Source organism: Streptomyces sp. SudanB5_2050 (genome assembly GCF_964272335.1).
GTDB classification, from domain to species: Bacteria; Actinomycetota; Actinomycetes; order Streptomycetales; family Streptomycetaceae; genus Streptomyces; species Streptomyces rochei.
The window spans coordinates 2,014,378-2,038,125 of the sequence record NZ_OZ186760.1; the positions used below are offsets into that span (position 1 = coordinate 2,014,378).

Genomic DNA, 23,748 nt, shown 5'->3' on the forward strand with positions numbered 1-23,748 from the left:
GGCCTCGGGGGTCACGGGCTCACCGCCTTCCGTACGAGGGCCGCGGCGTCGTCGGGGCCCAGGCGGCCGTCGGCGACGACGGTGACGATCCGGCGGACCAGGGTGTCGCCGGGGGCGATCGGCGTCCGCTCGTCGGACGCGAGGGACGAGCCGACCCCCGGGTACTCCTCGGTGCGCACGAACCACGGATCGCGCCGGGTCCGCTCCGTGGCCCCGGCGAAGACCAGCGACCAGGTGTCGCCGCTCAGGGCGAGCCAGTCGGCGCGGCTGCCGTGGACCTCGGGTTCGCCCTCGCGGTCGGCGGTGAAGACCCGGGGCGCGGTGGCCTCCTTGCGGGCCCTCCAGAAGAAGCCGCCGTAGGCCGCGCCGGGGCGCCCGTTGGTGGCGGGGCTGCCGATGGTGAGGGGGCCCGGGGTGACGTTGGTGAGGGAGAAGGTGAAGTCCAGCGCCCAGGCGGTGGCAGTGATCCCGGTGGCGGCGACCGTGCGGCGCTCGCGCAGCAGCTCGGTGCCCGCGGCGACCCAGCGCAGCTCCTCGACGAAGCCGTCGGGGTCGCGGAGCTGGAAGGCGGTGTGCCGCTGGGCGCCGTGGTTGTCCAGCTCGGTCGGTCCCCGGTCGCGTACGTAGGTGCGCCCGCCCCAGAAGTTGTGCCCCTCGACGTCGGGAACGGCGACACCGACGCCGAGGTGATGGAGGTGGTCGGCGGGGCCGAACTCGGTCACGGCCGTGCCGGCCAGGGTGGTGACGGGGTGCAGACAGGGGCGCGGGGAGAGCCGGGCGGGCAGCTCGGGCCGGGTGACGTAGCGGCCGACGGGGCGGCCCGCCACGCGCAGGACCAGGGAGTCGTGGCCGGTCATCGGGTGCTCACCTCGCTCAGCGGGTGCTCGGTGCGCGGCGCCCAGGGGGCGCCCAGCTCCGAGTAGAGGGACAGGGTGTCGGCGGCGGCGGCCACGAGTCCGTCGATGCCGGGGACCACCCGGCGGTCCTCGCCGGGCACACGGCGCCAGGCGGCCTCGGGCAGCCGGTCGGGGTCGGGGGCCCGGCGGATCGCCTCGACGACCCGCATGAAGGCGCCGGTCTCCTGGGGCGGGACCAGCAGCGGGGTGCCGTCGGTGAGATGGGCGACCAGGTTCTCCAGCAGGTCGGTGCGGCCGTACTCGAACTCCTCGGGGCCGTGGCCGCCGCGCTGGAGCAGGACCCGGTCCTGCTTGTACCAGAAGGTGACGCGGCCGCTGCCGCCGTGCACCAGGACGTACGGCTCGTCCGCGCGCTCCGCGCACAGGGTCGCGGCGACTGTGACGCGGTGGCCGTGCGCGGTGCCGATCCGTACGCAGGAGGTGTCGTCGGCCTCGATGTCGTTGGCACGGCTCAGCTCGGTCTCGATGCCGGTGACGTCCTCGGCGCGGGTGCTGCCGTCCAGGGCGAGGGCGGTGGCGACGGCGTGGGCGAGCGGGTTGGTCAACGCTCCATCGACGACGTCGACGCCGTCCAGCCGCCGCCGTCCGGCCCACGGCGCCCGGCGGAAGTACGCCTCGTCGCGCACCCACGCCCCGGCCCCGCCGACGCCGACGACCTCGCCGATCGCGCCCTCGGCGATCAGCGAGCGGATCGCCGGCACCGCGTGCGAGCCCAGCGACTGGAAGCCGATCTGGCAGGCGACGCCCGCCTCGGCCACCCCGTCGGCCATCCGGCGGAAGTCCGCGTACGACGGGGCCGGGGGCTTCTCCAGCAGCAGATGCACGCCACGGCGGGCGGCGGTCAGCGCCAGGTCGGTGTGGGTGGGGATCGGCGTGCAGATCACGGCGATCCGGGCGCCGGTGGAATCGAGCAGGGCGCCGAAGTCGGCGGACTGCTCGGGCACCTCCCCGCCGGCCTCTTCCTCGGTCAGCGGGGTCAGCTCGCAGATGCCGGCCAGCCGGACCAGTCCCGCCCGCTCCAGGCGGCGGATGTTGGCGACGTGCCAGCGGCCGTGGCCGCGGGCGCCGGCGAGGACGACGGGGACCGGGCTCATCCCTTCACCGCCCCCGCGCTGAAGCCGGTGATCAGCCACTTCTGGATGAAGGCGAAGACGAGGACCACCGGCACGGCGGCGATGATGCCGCCGGCGGCGAGGGCGCCGAGGTCGACGCTGTCCGCGCTCATCAGGGTGTTGAGGCCGACCGGGATGGTCTGCTTGTCCTGGTTGTTGAGGAACATCAGGGCGAACAGGAAGTGGTTCCAGGAGTGCACGAAGGCGAAGGAGCCGACGGCGATCAGACCGGGCCGCAGCAGCGGCAGGACGACGACCAGGAAGGCCCGCATCCGTCCGCAGCCGTCGACCCAGGCGGCCTCCTCCAGGGAGTACGGCACGTTCTTGATGAAGTTGCTGATCAGGATCATCGACAGCGGCAGCTGGAAGACCGTCTCGGCGATGATGACGCTGCCCAGCGAGTTGATCATCTGGAGTTCGGCGAAGATCTCGAAGAGCGGGACCAGCAGCAGGGCGCCGGGCACGAACTGGGAGCAGAGCAGGGCCAGCATGAAGGCCCGCTTGATCTTGAAGTCGAACCGGGCGAGGGCGTAGCCGCCGGCCAGGGCGACGAGGGTGGTCATCACCAGCGTCGCGAGGCCGACGTACACGCTGTTCTCGAAGAAGGTGCCGAAGCTGCGGTCGGTCCAGACCTTCTCGAAGTGGTCGAAGGTCATCGGCCAGGGCACGAGCGAGGTCGAACCGGCCGGGCGGAGCGCGAAGAGCAGGATCCAGTAGAAGGGGACGAGGGTGAAGACGAGGTAGACGCCGAGCGGCAGGTAGATCTGCCAGCGCGGGACCTCGTCCCAGGCCGGGCGGCGCTTCTTCGCCGGCCGCGGCGGTTCGTGGTCGGCCCGCGCGGGCGCGGGGGCGGGCGCGGTGGCCTCCTTGGTGATCACTTGTTCTCGCCTCCGAACTTGCTCAGCCGCAGGTAGACGATCGAGCAGAAGAGCAGGATCACGAACGCGACCGTGGTGAGGGCCGACGCGTAGCCGAAGTCGTGGGCGTCGACGCTGGTGTTGGCGATGTAGAGGGGCAGGGTCGTGGTGACGCCCGCGGGTCCGCCGCCGGTCAGGGTGTAGAGCAGGTCGACGTTGTTGAACTCCCAGACCGCGCGCAGCAGCGTGGACAGGATGATGGCGTCCTTCAGGTGGGGCAGCGTGATGTGCCAGAACTGCTTGAAGCGGCTCGCCCCGTCGACCTCGGCCGCCTCGTACAGGTCCTTCGAGACGGACTGGAGGTCGGCGAGGATGAGGATCGCGAAGAAGGGCACGCCGCGCCAGAGGTCGGCGACGACGGCGGCCGAGAACACGGTCGAGGTGTCCGACAGCCAACTGGTGCCGTAGTCGCCGATGCCCAGGTCGGCGAGGTAACGGGTGATGCCGGTCTGGGAGTTGTAGAGCAGCACCCAGATCGCGGAGGTCAGCACGCCGGAGACGGCCCAGGGGGAGAAGACCAGGGCCCGCCCGATGCCCCGGCCGACGAAGGTCTGGTTGACGATGAGCGCCAGTGCCAGGCCGAAGAGCAGCTGGAGTCCGACCTCGACGAAGACCCATTTGGCGCTGAAGACGAGGGTGTCCCAGAAGATCGGGTCCTCGGTGAAGATCCTGGTGAAGTTGTCGAGGCCCGCGAAGCCGTTCCGCCACGGCTTGGTCGGGTTGTAGTCCTGCAGGCTGTAGTAGAAGACGCTGAGCACCGGGTAGGCGATGAAGCCCAGCATCAGCAGGGCGGCCGGTGCGATCAGCAGGTACGGGAGCCTGCGCGGTGTGGCGGAGGCACGGCGCCGCCGGGGTGGCGCGGGCGGTTTCGCCACGGCTGCGGCTTGGGCCATGACAGTTCTCCGTTCTGGTACGTCGTGCGCGGGTCGTGCAGGAAGCGCTTTCTCGGCGTGCAGGGGTGTGCGGGGGGGGTGGGTGCGTGTCGTGCGGGGGTGTGCGTGTCGTACAGGGGGGGTCAGCCGGCGTACGGGTCCTGCACCTTGCCCGGGCGGGCCAGGAACTCGAAGTCGCAGCCGGTGTCGGCCTGGGTGATCTGTTCGTCGTAGAGGGCGCCGTAGCCGCGTTCGTAGCGGGCGGGCGGCGGGGTCCAGGCGGCCCTGCGGCGTTCCAGCTCCTCGTCGTCCACCTCGAGCCGGAGGGTGCGGGCCTCGACGTCGAGGGTGATCGGGTCGCCGGTGCGCACCAGGGCGAGCGGTCCGCCGACGTGCGACTCGGGGGCGACGTGCAGCACGCACGCGCCGTAGCTCGTGCCGCTCATGCGGGCGTCGGAGATCCGGACCATGTCGCGCACGCCCTGCTTGAGCAGGTGGTCGGGGATGGGCAGCATGCCGTACTCCGGCATGCCCGGCCCGCCCTTGGGGCCGGAGCCCCGCAGCACCAGCACGCTGTCGGCGGTGATGCCGAGGGACGGGTCGTTGATGGTGCGCTGCATCGCCTTGTAGTCGTCGAAGACGACGGCGGGGCCGGTGTGCTTGAGCAGGTGCGGCTCCGCGGCGATGTGCTTGATGACGGCGCCGTCGGGGCAGAGGTTGCCGCGCAGGACGGCGACCCCGCCCTCGGCCGCGACCGGGTTGTCGCGGGGACGGATGACGTCGTCGTGGTGGACCCGGGCGCCGGCGATCTGCTCGCGCATCGTGTCGTGCGCGACGGTGGGCCGGTCCAGGTGGAGCAGGTCGGGGATGCGGGAGAGGAAGCCGGGCAGTCCGCCGGCGAAGTGGAAGTCCTCCATCAGGTACGTCCGGCCGCCGGGGCGGACGTTGGCCAGGACCGGGACGGTGCGGGCGATGCGGTCGAAGTCGTCGAGGGTGAGGGTGACGCCCGCGCGGCCCGCCATGGCGATCAGGTGGATCACGGCGTTGGTGGAGCCGCCGAGTCCGAGCACGGTGGTGACGGCGTCCTCGAAGGCGTCGGCCGTGAGGATGTCGCTCAGTTTCCGGTCCCGGTGGACGAGTTCGACGATGCGCAGTCCGGCGGCGGCGGCCATCCGGTCGTGGCCGGAGTCGACGGCCGGGATGCTGGAGGCGCCCGGCACCGTCACGCCGAGGGCCTCGGCTGCGGCGGTCAGCGTGGAGGCGGTGCCCATCGTCATGCAGTGGCCGGGCGAGCGGGCCAGGCCGCTCTCCAGTTCCTGCATCTCGCAGTCGCCGATGAGGCCGGCGCGCATGTCGTCCCAGTACTTCCACATGTCGGTGCCGGAGCCCAGGGTCTCGCCGCGCCAGTGGCCGGGGAGCATGGGGCCGGCCGGGACGAACACCGCCGGGAGGTCGACGCTGGCGGCGCCCATGAGCAGGGCGGGGGTGGACTTGTCGCAGCCGCCCATCAGCACCGCGCCGTCGACCGGGTAGGAGCGCAGCAGTTCCTCGGTCTCCATGGCGAGCAGGTTGCGGTAGAGCATGGGGGTCGGCTTCTGGAAGGTCTCGCTGAGCGTGGAGACCGGGAACTCCAGCGGGAAGCCGCCCGCCTGCCACACCCCGCGCTTGACCGCCTGGGCGCGGTCGCGCAGGTGGACGTGGCAGGGGTTGATGTCGGACCAGGTGTTGAGGATCGCGATGACGGGCTTGCCGAGGTGTTCCTCGGGCAGGTAGCCGAGCTGGCGGGTGCGGGCGCGGTGGCTGAAGGAGCGCAGGCCCGAGGAGACGCCGCTGCCGTACCACTGGTGGCTGCGCAGCTCTTCCGGGGACTTCCGGTCGGTCATATCGACCACCCCGCGGCGATCGCGGCGACCTCGGCACGCTCGTCCTCGGGCAGCGGCTTGCTCGGCGGGCGGACCTCGCGGCGGCACAGGCCGAGCGAGGCCAGGGCCTCCTTGACCACGGTGACGTTGTTGGCGGAGCCGTTGGCGGCGCGCAGCTCCTCGAAGCGGCGGATCTGCTCCCACACCTTCATGGCGGCCGGGTAGTCGCCGGCGCGCAGCGCCTCGATCATGTTGCGCGAGACGGCCGGGGCGACGTTGACCAGCCCCGAGGTGAAGCCGGTGGCACCCGCGGAGAAGTACGAGGGGGCGTAGGGCTCGGCCAGTCCGGCGACCCAGACGAAGCGGTCGAGGCCGGCGTCGCGGGCGAAGGCGGCGAAGCGGGCGGCGTCCGGGACGGCGTACTTGACGCCGATGACGTTGGGGCAGGCGTCGGCGAGCTGGGCGAGGCGGGTGCCGGGCAGCTGCGGGTTGCGCAGATACGGCACGACGCCCAGCTCGGGCACGGCCTCCGCGATGGCGCGGTGGTAGTCGACCCAGCCGCCCTGGGAGACGTAGGGGTGGACGGGCTGGTGGACCATGACCATGGAGGCACCCAGGTCACGGGCGTGCCGGGCGGAGGCCACCGCGGTCGGCACGTCGTGGCCGACGCCCACCAGGATCGCGGCGCGGTCCCCGGCCTCCTCGACCGTCAGCTCGGTGACGAGGCTGCGCTCGGCCGGGGAGAGGGCGTAGAACTCGCCGGTGTTGCCGTTGGGGGTGAGGGTCGTGATGCCACCGTCGAGGAGACGACGCAGCAGGGCCCGGTAGGTGCCTGGGTCGACGGAGCCGTCCTCGGCGAACGGGGTCACCGGGATCGCCACCACGTCGGCCAGGGCCGCCCGCTGGGTCTCGAACGTCGCTGTCATGCCTGACCGTCCTCTTCCTGGGCCTGGGCTCCCGTTTCGGGGAAGGCCCGCTCGACGAACGACGCGATGTGCGCGTGCAGGGCGCGGGCGGCGCCGTCCGCGTCACCGGCGAGGGCGAGGCGCAGGATCTCCTGGTGCTCGCGGGCCTCCCGTTCCCAGGAGGGGTCGGCGGCCCAGGCGACCGCGGAGACGAGGGCCGCCTGGTCGCGGACCTCGTCGAGCATCCGGCCGAGCAGCGGGTTGCCGCACGGCACGTACAGGGCGCGGTGGAACTCCCGGTTGGCGAGCGACCGTTCGGCGGTGTCCGTGGCCTGGTCGGCCCGGGTCAGCGCGTCGCTGGCGGCCTCCAGGGAGGCTCCGCGGCGCACCGCGCGCCGCAGCGCCTCGGGTTCCAGGAGCAGCCGCACGTCGTAGACCTCGCGCGCCATGTCCGCGTCCACCATGCGCACCGTGACGCCCTTGTACTGGCTCATCACCACCAGTCCGGTACCGGCCAGCGTCTTGAGCGCCTCGCGCACCGGTGTCTTGGACACCCCGAACTGTGCGGCGAGGTCGGTCTCGACCAGGGCCTGGCCGGGGGTGAGCCGGCCGGTGAGGATGCGGCGTTTGATCTCCTCCAGCACGTACTGCGTGCGGGAGGGGATCGGCGTGGGCACAGAGGTCATGCGCGCCTCTCGGAATCTCGCGTCGGATGCGCGGACCCCGGACATCCGATCAGAGGCTTCGGATATCCGATCTCGCGTATCGCGTCTCATATATGACGTACGGAGTACGACGCGTTGAAGGTAAGAGGGGCGCGGGGTGGCGTCAATGCTTCTGACAAAGGAAGTTGAAGTTCTGGTGTCGCCCTAGGCGGGCGGCGTCCAGCCCGGGTCGCGTCCGCTGAGCCCGACCGCCCGGTCCAGCAGCGGGGCGTCGTCGGGGACGGCGACGACGGGCCCGAACATGCCCTCGTCCCGGTCGGTCTCCTCGGCGGAGGCGGCGAGCAGACCGTACGCAGCTCCCAGGGCCGCCGGGTCGGGGGCGTACTCCTGGCCGGTGGCGCGGGCCAGGTCCCAGCCGTGGACGACCAGTTCGTCGGCGACCACGGCACCGGCCACCTCGCCGGGCAGGTCGACGCCGCCGGCCCGGGTCATGCCGGTCCAGGCCGCCGGGTCGCGCCAGGCCGCGGCGAGTTCGCCGAGCACTCTCGGCAGCTCCTCCCGCCAGCCGGGGCCGATGTCGGGCACGCTCGCCTCGGGGCTGGTGTCGGTGGTGGCTCCCAGGTCCTTGCGCGCGGCGTCGCGGAAGGCGACGGCCAGGCCGGCCAGATGGCCCAGCAGGTTGCGGACCGCCAGGTCGGGGCAGGGCGTCGGGTCGGCGAGTCGCTCGTCGCTCACGCCCTCGGCGAGGCGTGCCAGGACCCGCGCCTGGGGTCCGAGGTCGAGGGTCGCGGGGTCGGCGGTCATCGGCTGCTCCTCGGGAACGGGCGGTCGGCTCTGTCGGGAGGTAGACCGATCACGGCCGCGAAACTCATCGGCGCCACCGCCCGCCCCTAGGGCACCTGCCCGATGCCGGCATCCCGGCCTTAGACCGACGATGACCAGGCATGACGGAAAGAACGACGCGCACGGGGAAGTCGACGCGCGGGTCCTGGCCCGTGGTCCGCGTCCTGCGCGACCGCAACGCGGGCCTGTATCTCGCCGGGGTGGTGGTGTCCGGTTTCGGCAGTTCGGCGCTCGGCCTGGCGGCGGGCGTGTGGGTGAAGGACCTGACCGGCTCGGACGGTCTGGCGGCGCTGTGTCTGCTCGCGCTCTGGGCGCCGACCGTGGCCGGTCCGGCCCTGGGCGAGGTCGCCGACCGGGTCCGCCGCAAGCCGTTGCTGATCGCCGCGAACCTGCTGCCGGCGGGCCTGCTGCCCACCCTCTTCGCCGTCGACTCGCCGGGCGCGCTGTGGCTGCTGTTCGCGGTGCTGTTCGTGTACGGCGTGGCCGGCGTCGTCCAGGACGCGGCCGAGTCGGCGCTCGTGGCCACCGCCGTCGACCCGCGCCTGCTCGGCGACTTCAACGGGCTGCGCATGACCGCCAACGAGGGCATGAAGCTGGTGGCGCCCCTCGCCGGGGCGGGGCTCTACGCGGCGTACGGCGGCCCGGGTGTGGCGGCGCTGGACGCGGCGACGTTCGTACTGGCCGCGGGGCTGTACGCGGCCCTGCGGGTGCGGGAGGCGCCGCCGCGGCGGCCGACGGCCACCTGGCGTCGGCGGACGGCCGAGGGCGCCCGGTACCTGTGGGGGCACCCCGGGTTGCGCCCGCTCGTCCTCGCGGGCGGGGCGACGATGCTGTGCGCGGGCGTCGGCGGCGCCACGCTGTACGCCGTCGTCGACGCCCTGGGCCGCTCCCCCGCCTACGCCGGTGTGCTGTACGCCGTCCAGGGCGCCGGCTCGGTGGTGGCCGGGGTCCTGTCCGGTCCCGCCCTGCGCCGCCTGGGCGCACGTAGGTACGGGGCGGCGGGTGTCGCCCTGTTCGGGGTGGCGGTGGCGGTGCGCGCGGTTCCGTCCGACGCGGTCGCCTGGGCGTCCGGCGCGGCGGTCGGCCTGGGCCTGCCGGCGGTGCTGATCGCCGCCCTGACCGCCGTGCAGCGCGGGACACCGGGACCGCTGCTGGGCCGGGTGAGCGCCACCGCCGGCACCCTGGTCTTCGCGCCGAACGTCCTCGGGCTGGCCGCGGGCGCGCTCCTGGTCGAGACGGTCGCCCTGCCGCTGCTGCTGCCGTCGCTGGGCGCGGTCCTGCTGGCGACGGCGGTGGCACTCGGCCGGCGACCGGAGGCCGAAGCCGTCCCGACGCGCGCCGAACGCCTCTGACGGGGGCGCGGGGAACCGCGCGACCGGCCCTCGCCGACCCCCGCCCGCAGCACGGCCCCGCCCCGGCTCACCCCGCCCGCAGCGCCGCCCGCACCCGCGCCAGGTCCCCGTCCGACGCCAGCCCCGCGTGGTACAGGCGCAGTTCCGTCGCGCCCAGGTCCTCCGCGCGGGCCGCGTCCGCGGCGAGCGTGTCCGGACGGCCGCCCATCCCGGAGACCACGGTGAGGTTGGCCGCGAGGACGGCCCCGTCGCGGCCCTGCTCGGCGAACGGCGTCAGCAGGCCCGCGCCGCCCGTGCAGGGGACGACCACGCCGTCCGCCACGGAGAGGATGTGCGCGGGGTCCACCCCGGCGTTGGCACCGCAGTGGTACGACACCGGGTCGGCGTGCAGCAGGACCCGGAAGCCCTCGGGCGCGGCGGCGCGCACGGCCGCGACCACCGTCTCCTGGAGGGTGCGGGCCCGCTCGTCCCGCCAGGCGCGGGTACCGTTCGCGTACCCCTCGCCGAGCAGCTTCTCCACGCCCGCCCAGCCGCCGTCCGACGGCGCGCTCCCGTGCCACACCGGCTCCAGCGCGGCGCGCACGGCGGCGGCCAGGCCGTCGGGGTCCAGGCCCCGCGTGCCGTAGCCCTCCCGGCAGTGCGGACAGAAGCAGAGGGACATGAGGTACTGCCCGGCGTCCCCGAGGCCGACCCCGCCGGTCTTGTCGTGGGCGTGCAGGTGGGCCAGCCCGTACCAGCCCGCCGACTCCAGTTCGGTGCCGCGTGCGCCGGGCCGGACCGCCGCCTCGGCGGCCAGGTCGGCGAGGTACGCGCGCGTGGCGGGCTGCGCGACGCACGGCGCCCAGGGGTAGCGGTCGCCGTAGGCGTTGACCACGGAGGTCGGCGGGTGCTCCGCGCCCAGGCGGGAGTTGTGGGCGAGGACGACCCAGGTGTGCACCTCGAGACCCGCCTGCGCGAGCGCGGCGGCGGCCTCGCCGTACGCGTCGCCGGGCGCCCAGTCTCCGGCCTCGTACGGGCGCAGGTCGCGGCCCTGCCAGCGGGCGGGGTCCGGCGGGTAGAGGACGGCCGCGTACTCGGCGGTGACGACGCGGTGGCGCGGGTGACGGGGGGTCAGGGCGCGGGTGGAGTGGTAGGCCGCGGCGAGCGTCACCTGTTCCACGCCGAGGCCCGCGACGAACTCGGGAGCCGCCGGGTCCCCGTTGACGTCCCAGGGGTAGACGAACGCCGACGCCCTCACCGGTCGCCCTCCGCGTCCAGCAGCGCCTGGCCCCGCTCGATGAGCTGGGCGAGCTGCTTCAGGTGCTCCTCGGCCGGCTCCCGCAACGGCGTCCGCACCTCCCCGACGTCCAGGCCGCGCAGTCGTACGCCCGCCTTGACCAGGGCGACGGCGTACCCGTGGCCCTGGGCGCGCAGTTCGACGAAGGGCCGGTAGAAGCCGTCCAGCAGCCGGTGCGCGACGGCGTCGTCGCCCTCGCGCAGCGCCCGGTGGAAGGCGAGGGCGATCTCGGGGGCGAAGCAGAACACGGCGGACGAGTAGAGGGTGACGCCGAGCGCCCGGTAGGCGAGCTGGGTCTGCTCGGCGGTCGGCAGTCCGTTGAAGTAGAGGAAGTCGCCGTCCGGGGCGTCGGTGCGCACGGCGCTGACGATCCGTTGCATCAGGTCGAGGTCGCCGAGGCCGTCCTTGAGGCCGACGATCCCGTCCGTGCGGGCGAGTTCGACCACCGTCTCCGGGCTGAACACGGCGTTGTCGCGCTGGTAGACGATGACCGGCAGGGCGGTCGCGGCGGCCACCTCCCGGTAGTGCCGCAGCAGCCCCTCCTGCCCGGCGACGACCAGGTACGGCGGCATGGCGAGCAGGCCGTCGGCCCCGGCCTCCTCGGCGAGGCGGGCGTAGCGCACGGCGAGGGCGGTGCCGTAGCCCGCGCCGGCGAGGACGGGGACGCGTCCCGCGGTCTCCTCGACGGCCGCCCGGACACAGGCGCCGAACTCCTCCGGCGTCAGCGCGTGGAACTCGCCGGTGCCGCAGCAGGCGAAGACCGCCGCCGCTCCGGCGTCCACCCCGCGGCGCACATGGGCGCGGTAGACGTCGAGGTCGACTCCGCCGTCGGGGCCGTAGGCCGTGACGGGAAAGAACAGCGGCCCGCTGGGGACGGTGAGCCGGGCGGCGAGAGGGGCTGAGGTCACGGGCGCTCCCCATTCCAGGGTCGAGGACGACGTCTTCGCTTTGTCATATTCGTGATCTGCGTCCATATTTCTGAACGCGACCACGCTAAGCCGCCCCGCGAACACCGTCAAGCAGGCGGAGTCTTGACGGCTGACCACCCGTTCCTTAGCGTGTCCACGCATATGAACGCCAGCCGCTCATGCGCACGCCCGTCGTGTCACCGCGCACGGCCGGCGGTTCGGATGACCCACCCGGAGACCTAGGAGCCCGAGGATGCCCGCTCCCCGCACCGTCCTGCTCACCGGCGCCGCCGGCGGCCTCGGCACCCTGATGCGGGAGCTGCTGCCCGCCCACGGCTACGAGCTGCGCCTGCTCGACCTGCGCCCGATCGAGGGCGAGCCGGACGCGATCGTCGCCGACCTGGCCGACCGGGCGGCCGTGCGCGAGGCGGTACGGGGCGTCGACGCGATCATCCACCTCGCGGGCATCTCCCTGGAAGCCCCCTTCGAGAAGATCCTGAAGGCCAACATCGAGGGCACGTACCACGTCTACGAGGCGGCCCGCGAGGAGGGTGTCGGGCGGATCGTCTTCGCCTCCTCCAACCACGCCGTCGGCTACACCCCGCGGCCCCGGGGCGACGACCCGCTCATCCCGATCGACACCCCGCGCCGCCCCGACACCTTCTACGGCCTGTCGAAGTCCTTCGGTGAGGACCTTGCCCAGTTCTACTGGGACAAGCACGGCATCGAGACCGTCTCCGTCCGCATCGGCTCCTGCTTCCCCGAGCCGACCAGTGTGCGCATGCTCTCGGTGTGGATGAGCCCCGCCGACGGCGCCCGTCTCCTCCACGCCGCCCTGACCGCCGAGAACGTCGGGCACACCGTCGTCCACGGCTCCTCCGCCAACACCCGCCTGTGGTGGGACCTCAGCTCCGCGCGGGCGCTCGGCTACGAGCCTCAGGACGACTCCGAGCCGTACGCGCAGAAGCTCATCGCCGAACAGGGCGAGCTGGACCCCGACGACCCGGCGCACGCCTGCCTGGGCGGCCACTTCGTGACCGACCCCCCGATCTGGCCGTACTGACCGGAACCGGTCGGCCGACGGGGCGGGCGGGCACCGAACGGGCCCGCCCGCCCCGGCATGCGGGCAGCCGCTCTGCCCGTTCCCACTCCCCGTGGCGCTGCCTCCCTGGTCCGAGACGGGCACCCGATGACCGAAGCGGGCATGAACGGGCAGCATCGGTTCCGCAACAGACCTGGTCAGCGCCGCACGGCCGCTGTACAACTTCCCCCATGGGCTCGACGGGCCCGAACGGGCAGGGACACGGCGACGAGGCGGTGAGGCAGGTGTTCGGCATGGGCACCAGGACGGCGGAGGAACGCCAGCGGGAGATCGTGCGGATCGCCCGCGCCACCGGCTCCGTCGACGTGACCGCGCTCGCCGCCGACCTCGGCGTCGCCAAGGAGACCGTCCGCCGGGACCTGCGCGCCCTGGAGGACCACGGCCTGGTCCGCCGCACCCACGGCGGCGCCTACCCCGTGGAGAGCGCCGGCTTCGAGACCACGCTCGCCTTCCGCGCCACCAGCCATGTGCCCGAGAAGCGCCGGGTCGCCGCCGCGGCCGCCGAACTGCTCGGCGACGCCGAGACGGTCTTCGTCGACGAGGGCTTCACCCCCCAGCTCATCGCCGAGGCCCTGCCCCGGGACCGCCCGCTGACCGTGGTCACCGCCTCCCTGCCGGTGGCCGGCGCGCTCGCCGAGGCCGGTGACACCTCCGTCCTGCTGCTCGGCGGCCGGGTCCGCTCGGGCACGCTGGCCACCGTCGACCACTGGACGACGAAGATGCTGGCCGGCTTCGTCATCGACCTGGCGTACATCGGCGCCAACGGCATCTCCCGCGAGCACGGCCTCACCACCCCCGACCCGGCCGTCAGCGAGGTCAAGGCCCAGGCCATCCGTGCCGCCCGCCGCACCGTCTTCGCGGGCACGCACACCAAGTTCGGGGCGGTCAGCTTCTGCCGGTTCGCGGAGGTCGGCGCCCTGGAGGCGATCGTCACCAGCACCCTGCTGCCCACGGCCGAGGCACACCGCTACTCCCTGCTCGGACCTCAGGTCATCCGCGTCTGAGACCCCGGAAGAGTCCACTCCCATGGCACCCCCACGCCCTCCTCTGCCCCATACCTCCCCATATGTTCAGGAGCGATCCATGCGAACCCAGAGCCGACGGAGGCCGCGAGCCACGCTCGCCATGGCCGCCGCAGGGACGCTGCTCGTCGCCCCGCTGCTCTCCGGCTGCTGGGTCGGGGCGGGCGGCGCCGGATCCGGCGGCGACTCCCTCAACGTCCTCATGGTCAACAACCCGCAGATGGTCGAGCTGCAGAAACTCACCGCCGAGCACTTCACGAAGGACACCGGCATCAAGGTGAACTTCACCGTCCTGCCGGAGAACGACGTCCGCGACAAGATCAGCCAGGACTTCGCCAACCAGGCCGGCCAGTACGACGTCGCCACCCTCTCCAACTACGAGATACCGATCTACGCCCGCAACGAGTGGCTGCAGCCGATGGACTCCTACGTCGCCGAGGACCCGGCGTACGACGAGAAGGACGTCCTGGGGCCGATGCGCGAGTCCCTCACCGGCGACGACGGCAAGCTCTACGGCCAGCCCTTCTACGGCGAGTCGTCCTTCCTGATGTACCGCAAGGACGTCTTCGAGAAGGAGGGCCTGACCATGCCCGCGCACCCCACCTGGACCGAGGTGGCCGAGCTGGCGGCCCGACTCGACGGCGCCGAGCCGGACATGAAGGGCATCTGCCTGCGCGGCCTGCCCGGCTGGGGCGAGCTGATGGCGCCCCTGACCACGGTGGTGAACACCTTCGGCGGCACCTGGTTCGACGAGGACTGGAACGCCCGGCTCGACTCCCCCGAGTGGGAGAAGGCGACCAAGTTCTACGTCGACCTCGTGCGCGAGCACGGCCAGTCCGGCGCCGCCCAGTCCGGCTTCGCCGAGTGCCTGAACAACATGACCCAGGGCAACGTCGCCATGTGGTACGACGCCACCTCCGCGGCCGGCTCCCTGGAGTCGGCCAACTCCCCCGTCAAGGGCAAGATGGGCTACGCGCCCGCCCCGGTCGAGAAGACCGAGTCCTCCGGCTGGCTCTACACCTGGGCCTGGGGCATCCAGAAGGCATCCCGCAACGCCGACAAGGCGTGGGAGTTCGTCTCCTGGGCGTCCGGCAAGGAGTACGAGCAGCTGGTCGGCGACGAGATCGGCTGGTCCGACGTCCCGGCCGGCAAGCGCGCCTCGACGTACGAGAACCCGGAGTACGCGAAGGAGGCCGCCGCCTTCCAGGAGATGACCCGCGAGGCCATCGAGGGCGCCAGGCCGAACGACCCCGGGGTGCAGCCCCGGCCGGCGCCCGGCATCCAGTTCGTCGGCATCCCCGAGTTCACCGACCTCGGTACCAAGGTCTCCCAGGAGATCAGCGCGGCCATCGCCGGACGCCAGTCCGTCGAACAGGCCCTGAAGAAGTCCCAGCAGCTCGCCGAGCAGATCTCCGAGGAGTACGAGGGACGATGAGCGCCACGACCACGGCCCCCTCGGCCGCACCCGACCGCGTGTCCACCACTGTCCGCCCGCCGTCGCCCCGGCTGAGGGCCTGGGCCACCCGGGCCCCGCTCCTCCCCGCCCTGATCTTCATGATCGCGGTCACCCAGCTGCCCTTCGTGGCGACCCTGGTGATCTCCTTCTTCGACTGGAACTCCCTCTACCCGGACGCCCGTTCCTTCGCCGGCTTCGGCAACTACGGCGACGTGCTCTCCGACCCGGCCCTGCGCAAGTCGGTCTGGACGACGATCCTGCTGACGGTGGCGGTGGTCCTGGCCAGTCTGGTCCTGGGCCTGGCCCTCGCCCTGCTGCTGGACCGGAGGTTCAAGGGCCGGGGCGTGGTCCGCACCCTGCTGATCGCGCCGTTCCTGGTGGTCCCGGTCGCGGCGGCCCTGCTCTGGAAGCACGTCCTCTACAACCCGGAGTACGGCCTGTTCAACGGCCTGCTGCACTACGTCGGCGGCCCGCAGCCGGACTGGATCTCGAACACCCCGCTGCTCGCGGTCGAGGCGGCGCTGGTGTGGCAGTGGACGCCCTTCATGATGCTGATCCTGCTGGCCGGACTGCAGAGCCGGGACCAGCAGCAGATCGAGGCCGCCCGGGTGGACGGCGCGAGCGACTGGCAGATCTTCGTCCACCTGACCCTGCCCCACCTGCGCCGCTACCTCGAACTGGGCGCCCTGCTCGGCTCGATCTACATCGTCCAGAACTTCGACGCGGTCTTCACGATCACGTCCGGCGGCCTGGGCACGGCCAACCTGCCCTACACCGTCTACCAGAGCTTCTACCAGGCCCACGAGAACGGCCTCGCCTCGGCCGCGGGCGTCCTGGTCGTCATCGGGTCCATCGTCATCGCCACCTTCGCGCTGCGCGTGGTGTCGTCCCTGTTCCGCGAGGAGGTCGGCCGCGCATGAGCGCCACCACCGCCGTACGCCCCGCCGCCAGTGGCACCACCGGTGCCAAGCCCGTACGGGCCCGCCGCAAGACGGGTGCCGGACTGGGCCTGGTCGCCTGGCTGGCCGGGATCGTCTTCTTCCTGCCCATCGCCTGGATGGCGCTGACCTCCTTCCACTCGGAGGAGGACGCCGCCACCAATCCGCCGTCCTTCGCGGCCTCCCTCACCCTGGACGGCTACCGCGAGTTCTTCGGCGCGGACGGCGGCGCGAGCCCCTGGCCGGCGTTGATCAACTCGGCGGTCGCCTCGGTCGCCTCGACGCTCTTCGTCCTGGTCCTGGCCCTGCCCGCCGCGTACGCCCTCTCGATCCGCCCGGTGAAGAAGTGGACGGACGTCCTCTTCTTCTTCCTCTCCACCAAGATGCTGCCGGTGGTGGCGGGCCTGCTCCCCATCTACCTGTTCGCCAAGAACACCGACCTGCTGGACAACATCTGGCTGCTGGTCATCCTCTACACCTCGATGAACCTGCCGATCGCGGTCTGGATGATGCAGTCCTTCCTGGCCGAGGTGCCGGTCGCGATCATCGAGGCCGCCCGGGTGGACGGCGCGAAGCTGCCCACGATCCTGGCCCGCGTGGTCGCCCCGATCGCCCTGCCCGGCATCGCCGCGACCTCCCTGATCTGCTTCATCTTCAGCTGGAACGAACTGCTCTTCGCCCGGGTGCTGACGGGCGTGGTCGCCGAGACCGCGCCCGTCTTCCTGACCGGCTTCATCACCAGCCAGGGCCTCTTCCTGGCCAAGGTGTGCGCCGCGTCGCTCGTCATCTCCCTGCCGGTGCTCGCCGCGGGGTTCGCCGCCCAGGACAAACTGGTCCAGGGCCTGTCGTTGGGAGCCGTGAAATGAAGGCCGCCGTCATCGAGTCCGTGGGCCGCGCCGTCGTCACCGAGGTCCCCGACCCGACGCCAGGGCCGCGCGAGGTCGTCGTCGAGGTCGCCGCCTGCGGCCTGTGCGGCACCGACCTGCACATCCTCCAGGGCGAGTTCGCCCCCAAGCTCCCGATCGTGCCGGGCCACGAGTTCGCCGGCGAGGTGGTCGGCGTCGGCGCCCAGGTCACCGAGGTCTCCGTCGGCGACCGCGTCGCCGTCGACCCCTCCCTCTACTGCTACGAGTGCCGCTACTGCCGCAACGGCCACAACAACCTCTGCGAACGCTGGGCCGCCATCGGCGTGACCACGGCGGGCGGCGCGGCCCAGTACGCGGTGGCGCCGGTCGCGAACTGCGTGAAGCTCCCGGAGCACGTCCGCACCCAGGACGCCGCCCTGATCGAGCCCCTGTCCTGCGCGGTCCGCGGCTACGACGTCCTCCAGTCCCGCCTCGGCGCCCACGTCCTGATCTACGGCTCCGGCACCATGGGCCTGATGATGCTGGAGCTGGCCAAGCGGACCGGCGCGGCCAGCGTGGACGTGGTGGACCTCAACCCGGCCCGTCTGGAGACCGCCCGCGGCCTCGGCGTCTCGGCCTCGGCCGCGACCCCCGACGAGCTGGACCGCCCCCAGGGCTGGGACCTGGTCATCGACGCGACCGGCAACGCGGCGGCCATCCAGGACGGACTGGACCGCGTCGCCAAGGCCGGCACCTTCCTCCAGTTCGGCGTCGCCGACTACGCGACCCGGGTGCAGATCGACCCGTACCGCATCTACAACCAGGAGATCACCATCACCGGCTCGATGGCGGTCCTGCACAGCTACGAACGCGCGGCGGAGCTGTTCGCGAACGGCGTCCTGGACCCGGACGTCTTCATCAGCGACCGCATCGAGCTGGCCCGCTATCCGGAGGCGCTGGAGCAGTTCGCGGCGGGGGTGGGCAGGAAGATCGTGGTGGTGCCGTAGAACCTTTTCGCCCCGGCCGCGCTCTCAGCCCGTCCGGCGCTCGAGGACGAGGCCGTCCAGGCCGAAAGCGGGGGTCCGGGGGCGGCAGCCCCCGGGACGGGAAGGGAAGGGGCGGCGGGGGCGAAACCCTCCGGCGCGCCCTCCCACCCCTCCCCCCACCACCGCACTCCCCGATTGGCCCCCGGGTAAGGGAACGGTAAAACGCCCTCGCTCGTTCACCCGGCATGACAGCTATGACCCCCGGCTCGAACATCCCCCTCTCCGCCGCCCGCGTGACGGTGGACGTCGCCGCGCCCGTGCGGCTCGACGTATCGGGCCTGCTGCTCACCGCCGACGGCAAGGTGCGCTCCGACGACGACTTCATCTTCTACAACCAGCCCACCGGCCCGGGCGTGACCTACCGCTCCGGCGGCGGCACCGCCCCGGACGCGATCGTGGTGGACACCGCCGCCGTCCCGCCGGGCATCGAGAAGATCGTCGTCACCGCCAGCCCGGACGCGGCCGGGCAGACCTTCCAGGGCATCGAACCGACCGCCACCATCCGCGACGCGGACGACAACTCCGTCCTCGCCACCTTCACGCCCCCGCAGCTCGGCTCCGAGACCGCGCTGGTCATCGTGGAGGTCTACCTGCGCAACGGCGCCTGGAAGGCCCGCGCGGTGGGCCAGGGCTATGCGAACGGCCTGGCCGGCATCGCCACCGACTTCGGCGTCACCGTGGAGGAGCCGGCCCCCCAGCCGGCCGCCCCGGCCCAGCCCGCCGCGCCCGCCCCGCCCGCGCCCCCGGCGCGGTCGTTCGCGGGCTCTCCGCCGCCGCCCGCCGCCGCGCCGTCCATGCCCGCCGCTCCCCCGGCCGCACCGGCCGCCCCGCCGGCCCCGGCGCCGGGCACCGGCAAGATCAACCTCGACAAGGGGCGGGTGAGCCTCCAGAAGAACCAGACCGTCTCCCTGGTCAAGGGCGGCCGTCCGGTGCTCTCCCAGGTCAAGATGGGTCTCGGCTGGGAGCCGGCGTACCGCGGCAAGGACATCGACCTGGACGCGTCGGTCATCGCCTACGGCCCGCAGCGCAACCACATCGACAGCTGCTACTTCGGCAAGCTCTCCATCGTCGGCGGCGCCATCAAGCACTCCGGCGACAACCTGACCGGTGAGGGCGGCGGCGACGACGAGGTGATCACCGTCGACCTCGGCCGGCTCCCGCAGGAGGTCAGCGGCCTGGTCTTCACGGTGAACTCGTTCTCCGGGCAGAAGTTCACCGAGGTCGCCAAGGCGTACTGCCGCCTCCTGGACGCCGCGACCGGCGAGGAGCTGGTCCGCTTCGACCTCACCAGCGCCGAGCCGCAGACCGGCGTGATGATGGCGAAGCTGATCCGGCAGTACTCCGGCGAGTGGGAGATGACCGCCATGGGCGACTTCGTCAAGTCCCGCACGGTGCGGGGCATGGTGAAGCCGGCGGGCCAGGCGCTGTAGTCACCCCGGGTGGGCGTCCCGCACCGGGGCGCCCACCGGCCGCTGCGCCCGCAGCCCGTCCCACACCAGCGACAGATACCGGCGGACCGACGCCGACCCCCCGTCCTCTCCGGCGGTGGCCCCGGACGCCGTGGCCACCGCGTGCACCAGCCGCAGCACCTCGATCGGCTCGACGTCCCGCCGCAGCGCACCCGCCTCCTGCGCCGCCCGCACCAGCCGGCCGGCCGCGGCCCGCAGGCAGTCGCCGCACGCCGTGTCCACCGTCGAGCCGTCCGCCGTCACGGCGGTGCCGAGCAACGCCCTCATCCCGCGGACCTGCATCATCCCGGCGGCCAGTTCGTCCAGCCACTCCCGCAGCGCCTCGCCCGGCGCCCGCTCGGCCGCCACGGCGTCCGCCCGCGCCGCGATCGCCTCGATCCTGCCGAGGTAGGCGGCCTCCAGCAGCGCCTGCCGGGTCGGGAAATGCCGGTACAGGGTGCCGGTCCCGACCCCGGCGCGCTTGGCGATCTCGTCCAGGGAGGCGCCTTCCCCGTGTTCGGCGAAGGCCGCCGCCGCGACCTCCAGCAGCCGCTCACGGTTGCGGCGGGCATCCGCGCGCATGGGCCTGACCTGCGCCATCCCACTACTCCTGAACACCGGGGACTTACGCCGAACCCTACCGCGCGCCCACGCGCCGCCGTCGCCGCGCGGTAGGGGGCGGTACGGCTAGAACAGGGCGCTGTACGCGTTCAGCGCCGGCTGCCCGCCCAGGTGGGCGTAGAGGACGGTGGCGTCCCGGCCGATCTCCCCGCGGCCGACCAGATCCACCAGCGCCGCCATCGACTTCCCCTCGTAGACCGGGTCGGTGACCATGCCCTCGGTCCGCGCGGCGAGGCGCATGGCCGCGAGCGTGGTGTCGTCGGGGACGCCGTAGGTGCCGGCGTGGTAGCGCTCGTCCAGCTCCACGTCCGCCTCCGTCAGCTCACTCGTCACCCCGACGAGCCGGCCCGTGCGGTGCGCGATCCGGGCGATCTGCTCCCGGGTGCGTGCGGGGGCGGCGGACGCGTCGACGCCGATCACCCGCCGGGTGCGGCCGCCCGCCTCCTCCAGCGCCCGGAAACCGGCGATCATGCCCGCCTGGGTGGAGCCGGTCACCGAGCAGACGACGACCGTGTCGAAGAAGACGCCCAGTTCCCGTTCCTGCTCGGCGACCTCGTACGCCCACCCAGCGAAGCCCAGGCCGCCCAGCGGGTGGTCGGAGGCGCCGGCCGGGATGGCGTAGGGCTTGCCGCCCGCGTCCTCGACCTCCTGGAGCGCCTGCTCCCAGCTCTCCTTGAAGCCGATCCCGAACCCGGCCCGCACCAGCCGTACGTCCGCCCCGGCGAGCCGGGAGACCAGGATGTTGCCGACCTTGTCGTAGACGGCGTCGGGCCAGTCCACCCAGCTCTCCTGCACCAGCACGCACTTCAGCCCGGCCCGCGCGGCGACGGCCGCGACCTGGCGCGTGTGGTTGGACTGCACCCCGCCGATGGAGACGAGCGTGTCGCAGCCCTGGGCGAGGGCGTCGGCGACCAGGTACTCCAGCTTGCGGGTCTTGTTCCCGCCGTAGGCGATGCCGGAGTTCAGGTCCTCCCGCTTCGCCCAGAGCGCGGCCCCGCCGAGGTGCTCGGTGAGGCGTTCCAGCCGGTGCACGGGCGAGGGGCCGAGGAGCAGCGGGTAACGCTCGTACGAGGAAAGGGACACGGGTCCTCCCGGATCGGCGGGGCTCATTCGGGGTCGGCGAGGTCTTCGAGGCTCCGCCAGATGACCGCCGTCACCCGCAGGGCCGCCTCCGTGTCGCCGGCCGCGCAGGCGTCGATGAGGCGGTCGTGGAGCCCGGCCGAACGGCAGGCGCCGCCCTCACCGAAACGGCGACGCTCCAGGCGGCGGATGAGCGGCGTGTAGCGGGCGGCGGTGGCGGCAGCGGCCCGGTTGCCGGCGGCGCGGACGAGCACGTGATGCAGGTCGTCGTCGGCGCGGAGGGCGCCGTCGACGTCGCCCGCGCGGACGGCCGCGGCGAAGTGCTCGTTGGCGGCGCGCATCGTGTCGAGGTCCGCCTCCGTCAGCCGGGGGACGGCGATCCGCGTGACCAGTTCGTGCATGGCCCCGACGACGGCGGCGGCATCCCGTACGTCGTCGCTCACGACGGGGGTGACCCGGGTGTAGCTCTGCGGCTTGCTCTCCAGCAGCCCCTCGTCCACCAGCCGCGAGAACGCCTCGCGCACCGGCGCGCGGGACAGCCCCAGCCGCTCGGCCAGGTCGGCGTCGCGGACGACGGCGCCCGGCGCGAGTTCCCCGGCGACGATGGCGTCCCGGATCGCCGCGTGGGCGCGGTCGCGGAGCAGGGTGCGGGGTACGGGTCGAAGGGCCTCCACAACTGAAATGTTAGATGTCACCCTGCGGGCCGAAAAGAGGGCGGCCCGCACCTGTGCGCAGGGGCGGGCCGCGGTGGACGGGAGGACCGGGGGCCGGGGGCGATGGAGGCCGGGGGCCGGGGAGCGGCCTCAGGCCGCCCAGGGCCAGTCGGCGTCCCGGGCCGACTCCAGCAGCGGCACCATCCGGAAGGCCGCGTCCGAGAGGCCGCCGAAGGTGTGCCGGTGCGCGTGGCCCGACGGGCCGTGGCCCGCCCGGTGACCGGCGAGGTTCCAGGTGTAGACCGGAACGTGCGCCGGTACCTGCTCGGTCGGGTCGCCGTGCCGGTGGTACGCGTACTGCTCGTCGGTGACGATCAGCACCCGGTCGTGCCGCGCGTAGTGCCGCCGGACCGCCTCAGTCGTGTCCGTGCCGCCCAGGTCCCCGAAGCGGTCCAGGACCTTCAGCACGGACTCGCCCCGGCGGAAGGGGACCCGGTTGCTCGACGTGCCGAACTCGACGAGGTCCGCGTCGGCCGCCCGCAGCGCGAGCGCCGTGCCGAAGACCGCCGCCGCGTCGGCCCGGTTGAGCTGCGAGCGGTCCGACATCCGCGCGTAGAACATCGAGCCGGAACGGTCCACGAGCACCAGCGTCCGGCCGGGCAGCGCGGGCACGTTGGCCAGCGAGTGGCCGAGCGCCCGCTCCAGCGGGTACGACCAGCGCAGCGACGGTGCGTGCCGGTGCGCGGCGAGGTAGCGGAAGGGGAACTGCCGGGAGCGCGCCACCTCGGCGGGGTCGCTGATCCGGGCCGCCACCCGGGCCGCGACCTCGTCCGAGACGCCGGCCTCGTCGAAGTTGCGCAGGTTGCGCACGAGCGCCATCGTGCCCATGGACGGGATCACGGCCTCCCAGGCCGCCCGGTCCATCGGGCCCTGGAGCCAGCCGGCCAGCATCTCCCAGGTGATGCCCGCCGCCGCGAGCCGCTCCGCGCCGTCGGGCGCGGTGACCACCGCCCGCCGCTGATCGACGGGGAGCGCCATCAGTTCACGGTGCGCGGTCAGGACGCGGTTCGACGCGGGCGGCACGGCGGTGTCCGGGTGGTGCCGGCGGTCGAGGGCGTACCGGAACAGCTCGCCCTGCCACGGCTTGTCCGGGTCCGGCGCCGCGTGGACCAGGTTGAGGACGTCGCCGAAGCGGTACCCCTTGGACGCGGTGTCGTACTTCAGCAGCGACGTGCCGTGGTAGAGCCGCCGTACCGCGTCGGCGATCCCGCGCTTGACCGGCTTGGGCACGGCCCGCCCGTACGTCGCCGTCCAGTACGCGAGCAGCTCGCCGGGCTCGTCGGGACGCTGGAGGACGGAGGCGACGACCTGCCGGTTCGACGGGCCGTCGGTGACCCCGTGGGCGAGGCGCGCCTTGACGTACTCGGCGGCGCCGACGATCGAGGCGGTGCGCAGGTTGCCCTCGCCGCGCAGCCAGCCGAGCAGTCCGGCCGTCCAGACCGGGTCGGAGACCGCGAGTTCGCGCACCAGCGTGACGAACCGGTCGTCACGGGCGGCGCCGGACTCGTAGAAGGTCTGCTGGGACACGAAGTTCGCGACCGACAGCAGGAAGAGCTCGGAGCGCGCGTCGCGCTCGTGGCCCCGGCCGCCCTCGAAGGTGCGCAGTACGCGGCCCGTCGACGTCACGCGCGAGGTGGGCTGTGCCTTCGCGGCCTTGGTGTTGAAACGCGCCATGGTGAATTCCCCCGAATTCCTCTCGGCGGGAGGGCGCGGCGGAAGGAGGGTGCCCGAGGTCGGAATCGGCGACGGGAACACGCGGATGCTCTGCCGTTTGAGCTACACCGACCCGAAGCCGATGACGGGATTCGAACCCGCAACCGTCCACTCAAGGAAGTATCCGCTGCCTGC

Annotated in this window: 22 protein-coding genes; 8 read left to right on the top strand and 14 right to left on the bottom strand. The window is 73.0% G+C overall.

Annotation, left to right across the window (positions count from 1 at the left end; translation table 11 throughout):
* Positions 1-11: 11 nt before the first annotated feature.
* The 8 genes from ACFZP7_RS08995 to ACFZP7_RS09030 all read right to left on the bottom strand — a co-directional run bounded on the left by ACFZP7_RS08995 (position 12) and on the right by ACFZP7_RS09030 (position 8,054).
* Positions 12-857: a PmoA family protein gene (locus tag ACFZP7_RS08995; protein ID WP_031021672.1), complete on the bottom strand. Its 846-nt coding sequence runs from the start codon at positions 855-857 to the stop codon at positions 12-14.
* Entirely contained in the window at positions 854-2,011 is a 1,158-nt protein-coding gene (locus ACFZP7_RS09000) for a Gfo/Idh/MocA family protein (protein ID WP_019329287.1), read from the bottom strand. The genes ACFZP7_RS08995 and ACFZP7_RS09000 overlap by 4 nt, the downstream gene beginning before the upstream one ends.
* A complete protein-coding gene (locus tag ACFZP7_RS09005) occupies positions 2,008-2,907 on the bottom strand; it encodes a carbohydrate ABC transporter permease (protein WP_019329286.1) in 900 nt (299 codons plus the stop codon). The genes ACFZP7_RS09000 and ACFZP7_RS09005 overlap by 4 nt, the downstream gene beginning before the upstream one ends.
* Positions 2,904-3,839, bottom strand: a complete 936-nt coding sequence (locus ACFZP7_RS09010) for a carbohydrate ABC transporter permease (RefSeq protein ID WP_019329285.1) — start codon at positions 3,837-3,839, stop codon at positions 2,904-2,906. The genes ACFZP7_RS09005 and ACFZP7_RS09010 overlap by 4 nt, the downstream gene beginning before the upstream one ends.
* A 122-nt stretch (positions 3,840-3,961) precedes the next feature.
* On the bottom strand, positions 3,962-5,701 hold the full coding sequence (gene araD, locus ACFZP7_RS09015; protein ID WP_031021666.1) for an L-arabinonate dehydratase: 1,740 nt from the start codon (positions 5,699-5,701) through the stop codon (positions 3,962-3,964).
* Positions 5,698-6,606, bottom strand: a complete 909-nt coding sequence (locus ACFZP7_RS09020) for a dihydrodipicolinate synthase family protein (protein ID WP_019329283.1) — start codon at positions 6,604-6,606, stop codon at positions 5,698-5,700. Before ACFZP7_RS09020 ends, araD begins: the two co-directional genes overlap by 4 nt.
* Positions 6,603-7,271, bottom strand: coding sequence for a GntR family transcriptional regulator (locus tag ACFZP7_RS09025; protein WP_029394180.1), 669 nt, complete (start codon positions 7,269-7,271; stop codon positions 6,603-6,605). The genes ACFZP7_RS09020 and ACFZP7_RS09025 overlap by 4 nt, the downstream gene beginning before the upstream one ends.
* Before the next feature lie 183 nt (positions 7,272-7,454).
* On the bottom strand, positions 7,455-8,054 hold the full coding sequence (locus ACFZP7_RS09030; protein ID WP_385634193.1) for a TIGR03086 family metal-binding protein: 600 nt from the start codon (positions 8,052-8,054) through the stop codon (positions 7,455-7,457).
* 140 nt (positions 8,055-8,194) lie between these two features.
* Here ACFZP7_RS09030 and ACFZP7_RS09035 point away from each other — a divergent pair, with 140 nt between their 5' ends.
* Entirely contained in the window at positions 8,195-9,445 is a 1,251-nt protein-coding gene (locus ACFZP7_RS09035; protein WP_385634194.1) for an MFS transporter, read from the top strand.
* 67 nt (positions 9,446-9,512) lie between these two features.
* Here the strand turns inward: ACFZP7_RS09035 and ACFZP7_RS09040 are convergent, their stop codons facing one another.
* Complete coding sequence (locus ACFZP7_RS09040) at positions 9,513-10,682, bottom strand: hypothetical protein (protein WP_385634195.1); 1,170 nt, start codon at positions 10,680-10,682, stop codon at positions 9,513-9,515.
* Positions 10,679-11,629: a 5-dehydro-4-deoxyglucarate dehydratase gene (locus ACFZP7_RS09045; protein ID WP_109203181.1), complete on the bottom strand. Its 951-nt coding sequence runs from the start codon at positions 11,627-11,629 to the stop codon at positions 10,679-10,681. Before ACFZP7_RS09045 ends, ACFZP7_RS09040 begins: the two co-directional genes overlap by 4 nt.
* Positions 11,630-11,882: 253 nt before the next feature.
* Here ACFZP7_RS09045 and ACFZP7_RS09050 point away from each other — a divergent pair, with 253 nt between their 5' ends.
* The 7 genes from ACFZP7_RS09050 to ACFZP7_RS09080 all read left to right on the top strand — a co-directional run bounded on the left by ACFZP7_RS09050 (position 11,883) and on the right by ACFZP7_RS09080 (position 19,468).
* Complete coding sequence (locus ACFZP7_RS09050) at positions 11,883-12,692, top strand: NAD(P)-dependent oxidoreductase (RefSeq protein ID WP_031021646.1); 810 nt, start codon at positions 11,883-11,885, stop codon at positions 12,690-12,692.
* A 272-nt stretch (positions 12,693-12,964) separates the two neighbouring features.
* Positions 12,965-13,735, top strand: coding sequence for a DeoR/GlpR family DNA-binding transcription regulator (locus ACFZP7_RS09055; RefSeq protein ID WP_029394178.1), 771 nt, complete (start codon positions 12,965-12,967; stop codon positions 13,733-13,735).
* A 79-nt stretch (positions 13,736-13,814) separates the two neighbouring features.
* The gene (locus tag ACFZP7_RS09060; protein WP_029394177.1) at positions 13,815-15,188 is read left to right on the top strand and encodes a sugar ABC transporter substrate-binding protein; all 1,374 of its coding nucleotides are present in this window, start codon (positions 13,815-13,817) and stop codon (positions 15,186-15,188) included.
* Positions 15,185-16,129, top strand: coding sequence for a carbohydrate ABC transporter permease (locus tag ACFZP7_RS09065; protein WP_019329274.1), 945 nt, complete (start codon positions 15,185-15,187; stop codon positions 16,127-16,129). Before ACFZP7_RS09060 ends, ACFZP7_RS09065 begins: the two co-directional genes overlap by 4 nt.
* Positions 16,126-17,013: a carbohydrate ABC transporter permease gene (locus ACFZP7_RS09070; protein WP_030976862.1), complete on the top strand. Its 888-nt coding sequence runs from the start codon at positions 16,126-16,128 to the stop codon at positions 17,011-17,013. The genes ACFZP7_RS09065 and ACFZP7_RS09070 overlap by 4 nt, the downstream gene beginning before the upstream one ends.
* On the top strand, positions 17,010-17,999 hold the full coding sequence (locus ACFZP7_RS09075) for a zinc-dependent alcohol dehydrogenase family protein (protein WP_019329272.1): 990 nt from the start codon (positions 17,010-17,012) through the stop codon (positions 17,997-17,999). Before ACFZP7_RS09070 ends, ACFZP7_RS09075 begins: the two co-directional genes overlap by 4 nt.
* 233 nt (positions 18,000-18,232) lie before the next feature.
* Positions 18,233-19,468 (top strand): TerD family protein, encoded by a 1,236-nt coding sequence (locus tag ACFZP7_RS09080; protein WP_385638391.1) that lies wholly within the window; start codon positions 18,233-18,235, stop codon positions 19,466-19,468.
* On the opposite strand, the gene ACFZP7_RS09085 is transcribed toward ACFZP7_RS09080, so the two are convergent.
* From ACFZP7_RS09085 to ACFZP7_RS09100, 4 genes are all read right to left on the bottom strand, one after another.
* Positions 19,469-20,086 (bottom strand): TetR/AcrR family transcriptional regulator, encoded by a 618-nt coding sequence (locus ACFZP7_RS09085; RefSeq protein WP_385634196.1) that lies wholly within the window; start codon positions 20,084-20,086, stop codon positions 19,469-19,471. It abuts the gene before it with no gap.
* Between the two features lie 87 nt (positions 20,087-20,173).
* On the bottom strand, positions 20,174-21,190 hold the full coding sequence (locus ACFZP7_RS09090) for a 1-aminocyclopropane-1-carboxylate deaminase (RefSeq protein ID WP_355519966.1): 1,017 nt from the start codon (positions 21,188-21,190) through the stop codon (positions 20,174-20,176).
* Positions 21,191-21,213: 23 nt separating this feature from the next.
* Positions 21,214-21,861, bottom strand: coding sequence for a GntR family transcriptional regulator (locus ACFZP7_RS09095; RefSeq protein WP_019329268.1), 648 nt, complete (start codon positions 21,859-21,861; stop codon positions 21,214-21,216).
* A 129-nt stretch (positions 21,862-21,990) separates the two neighbouring features.
* A complete protein-coding gene (locus ACFZP7_RS09100; RefSeq protein ID WP_385634197.1) occupies positions 21,991-23,574 on the bottom strand; it encodes a TROVE domain-containing protein in 1,584 nt (527 codons plus the stop codon).
* Positions 23,575-23,748 lie beyond the last annotated feature (174 nt).

Bases quoted from the DNA above. Each gene is read 5' to 3' on its own strand.
- ACFZP7_RS08995 (WP_031021672.1), bottom strand. From the start codon at position 857: ATGACCGGCCACGACTCCCTGGTCCTGCGCGTGGCGGGCCGCCCCGTC.
- ACFZP7_RS09000 (WP_019329287.1), bottom strand. From the start codon at position 2,011: ATGAGCCCGGTCCCCGTCGTCCTCGCCGGCGCCCGCGGCCACGGCCGC.
- ACFZP7_RS09010 (WP_019329285.1), bottom strand. From the start codon at position 3,839: ATGGCCCAAGCCGCAGCCGTGGCGAAACCGCCCGCGCCACCCCGGCGG.
- araD (WP_031021666.1), bottom strand. From the start codon at position 5,701: ATGACCGACCGGAAGTCCCCGGAAGAGCTGCGCAGCCACCAGTGGTAC.
- ACFZP7_RS09020 (WP_019329283.1), bottom strand. From the start codon at position 6,606: ATGACAGCGACGTTCGAGACCCAGCGGGCGGCCCTGGCCGACGTGGTG.
- ACFZP7_RS09025 (WP_029394180.1), bottom strand. From the start codon at position 7,271: ATGACCTCTGTGCCCACGCCGATCCCCTCCCGCACGCAGTACGTGCTG.
- ACFZP7_RS09030 (WP_385634193.1), bottom strand. From the start codon at position 8,054: ATGACCGCCGACCCCGCGACCCTCGACCTCGGACCCCAGGCGCGGGTC.
- ACFZP7_RS09035 (WP_385634194.1), top strand. From the start codon at position 8,195: ATGACGGAAAGAACGACGCGCACGGGGAAGTCGACGCGCGGGTCCTGG.
- ACFZP7_RS09050 (WP_031021646.1), top strand. From the start codon at position 11,883: ATGCCCGCTCCCCGCACCGTCCTGCTCACCGGCGCCGCCGGCGGCCTC.
- ACFZP7_RS09055 (WP_029394178.1), top strand. From the start codon at position 12,965: ATGGGCACCAGGACGGCGGAGGAACGCCAGCGGGAGATCGTGCGGATC.
- ACFZP7_RS09060 (WP_029394177.1), top strand. From the start codon at position 13,815: ATGCGAACCCAGAGCCGACGGAGGCCGCGAGCCACGCTCGCCATGGCC.
- ACFZP7_RS09065 (WP_019329274.1), top strand. From the start codon at position 15,185: ATGAGCGCCACGACCACGGCCCCCTCGGCCGCACCCGACCGCGTGTCC.
- ACFZP7_RS09070 (WP_030976862.1), top strand. From the start codon at position 16,126: ATGAGCGCCACCACCGCCGTACGCCCCGCCGCCAGTGGCACCACCGGT.
- ACFZP7_RS09075 (WP_019329272.1), top strand. From the start codon at position 17,010: ATGAAGGCCGCCGTCATCGAGTCCGTGGGCCGCGCCGTCGTCACCGAG.
- ACFZP7_RS09080 (WP_385638391.1), top strand. From the start codon at position 18,233: ATGACCCCCGGCTCGAACATCCCCCTCTCCGCCGCCCGCGTGACGGTG.
- ACFZP7_RS09085 (WP_385634196.1), bottom strand. From the start codon at position 20,086: ATGGCGCAGGTCAGGCCCATGCGCGCGGATGCCCGCCGCAACCGTGAG.
- ACFZP7_RS09100 (WP_385634197.1), bottom strand. From the start codon at position 23,574: ATGGCGCGTTTCAACACCAAGGCCGCGAAGGCACAGCCCACCTCGCGC.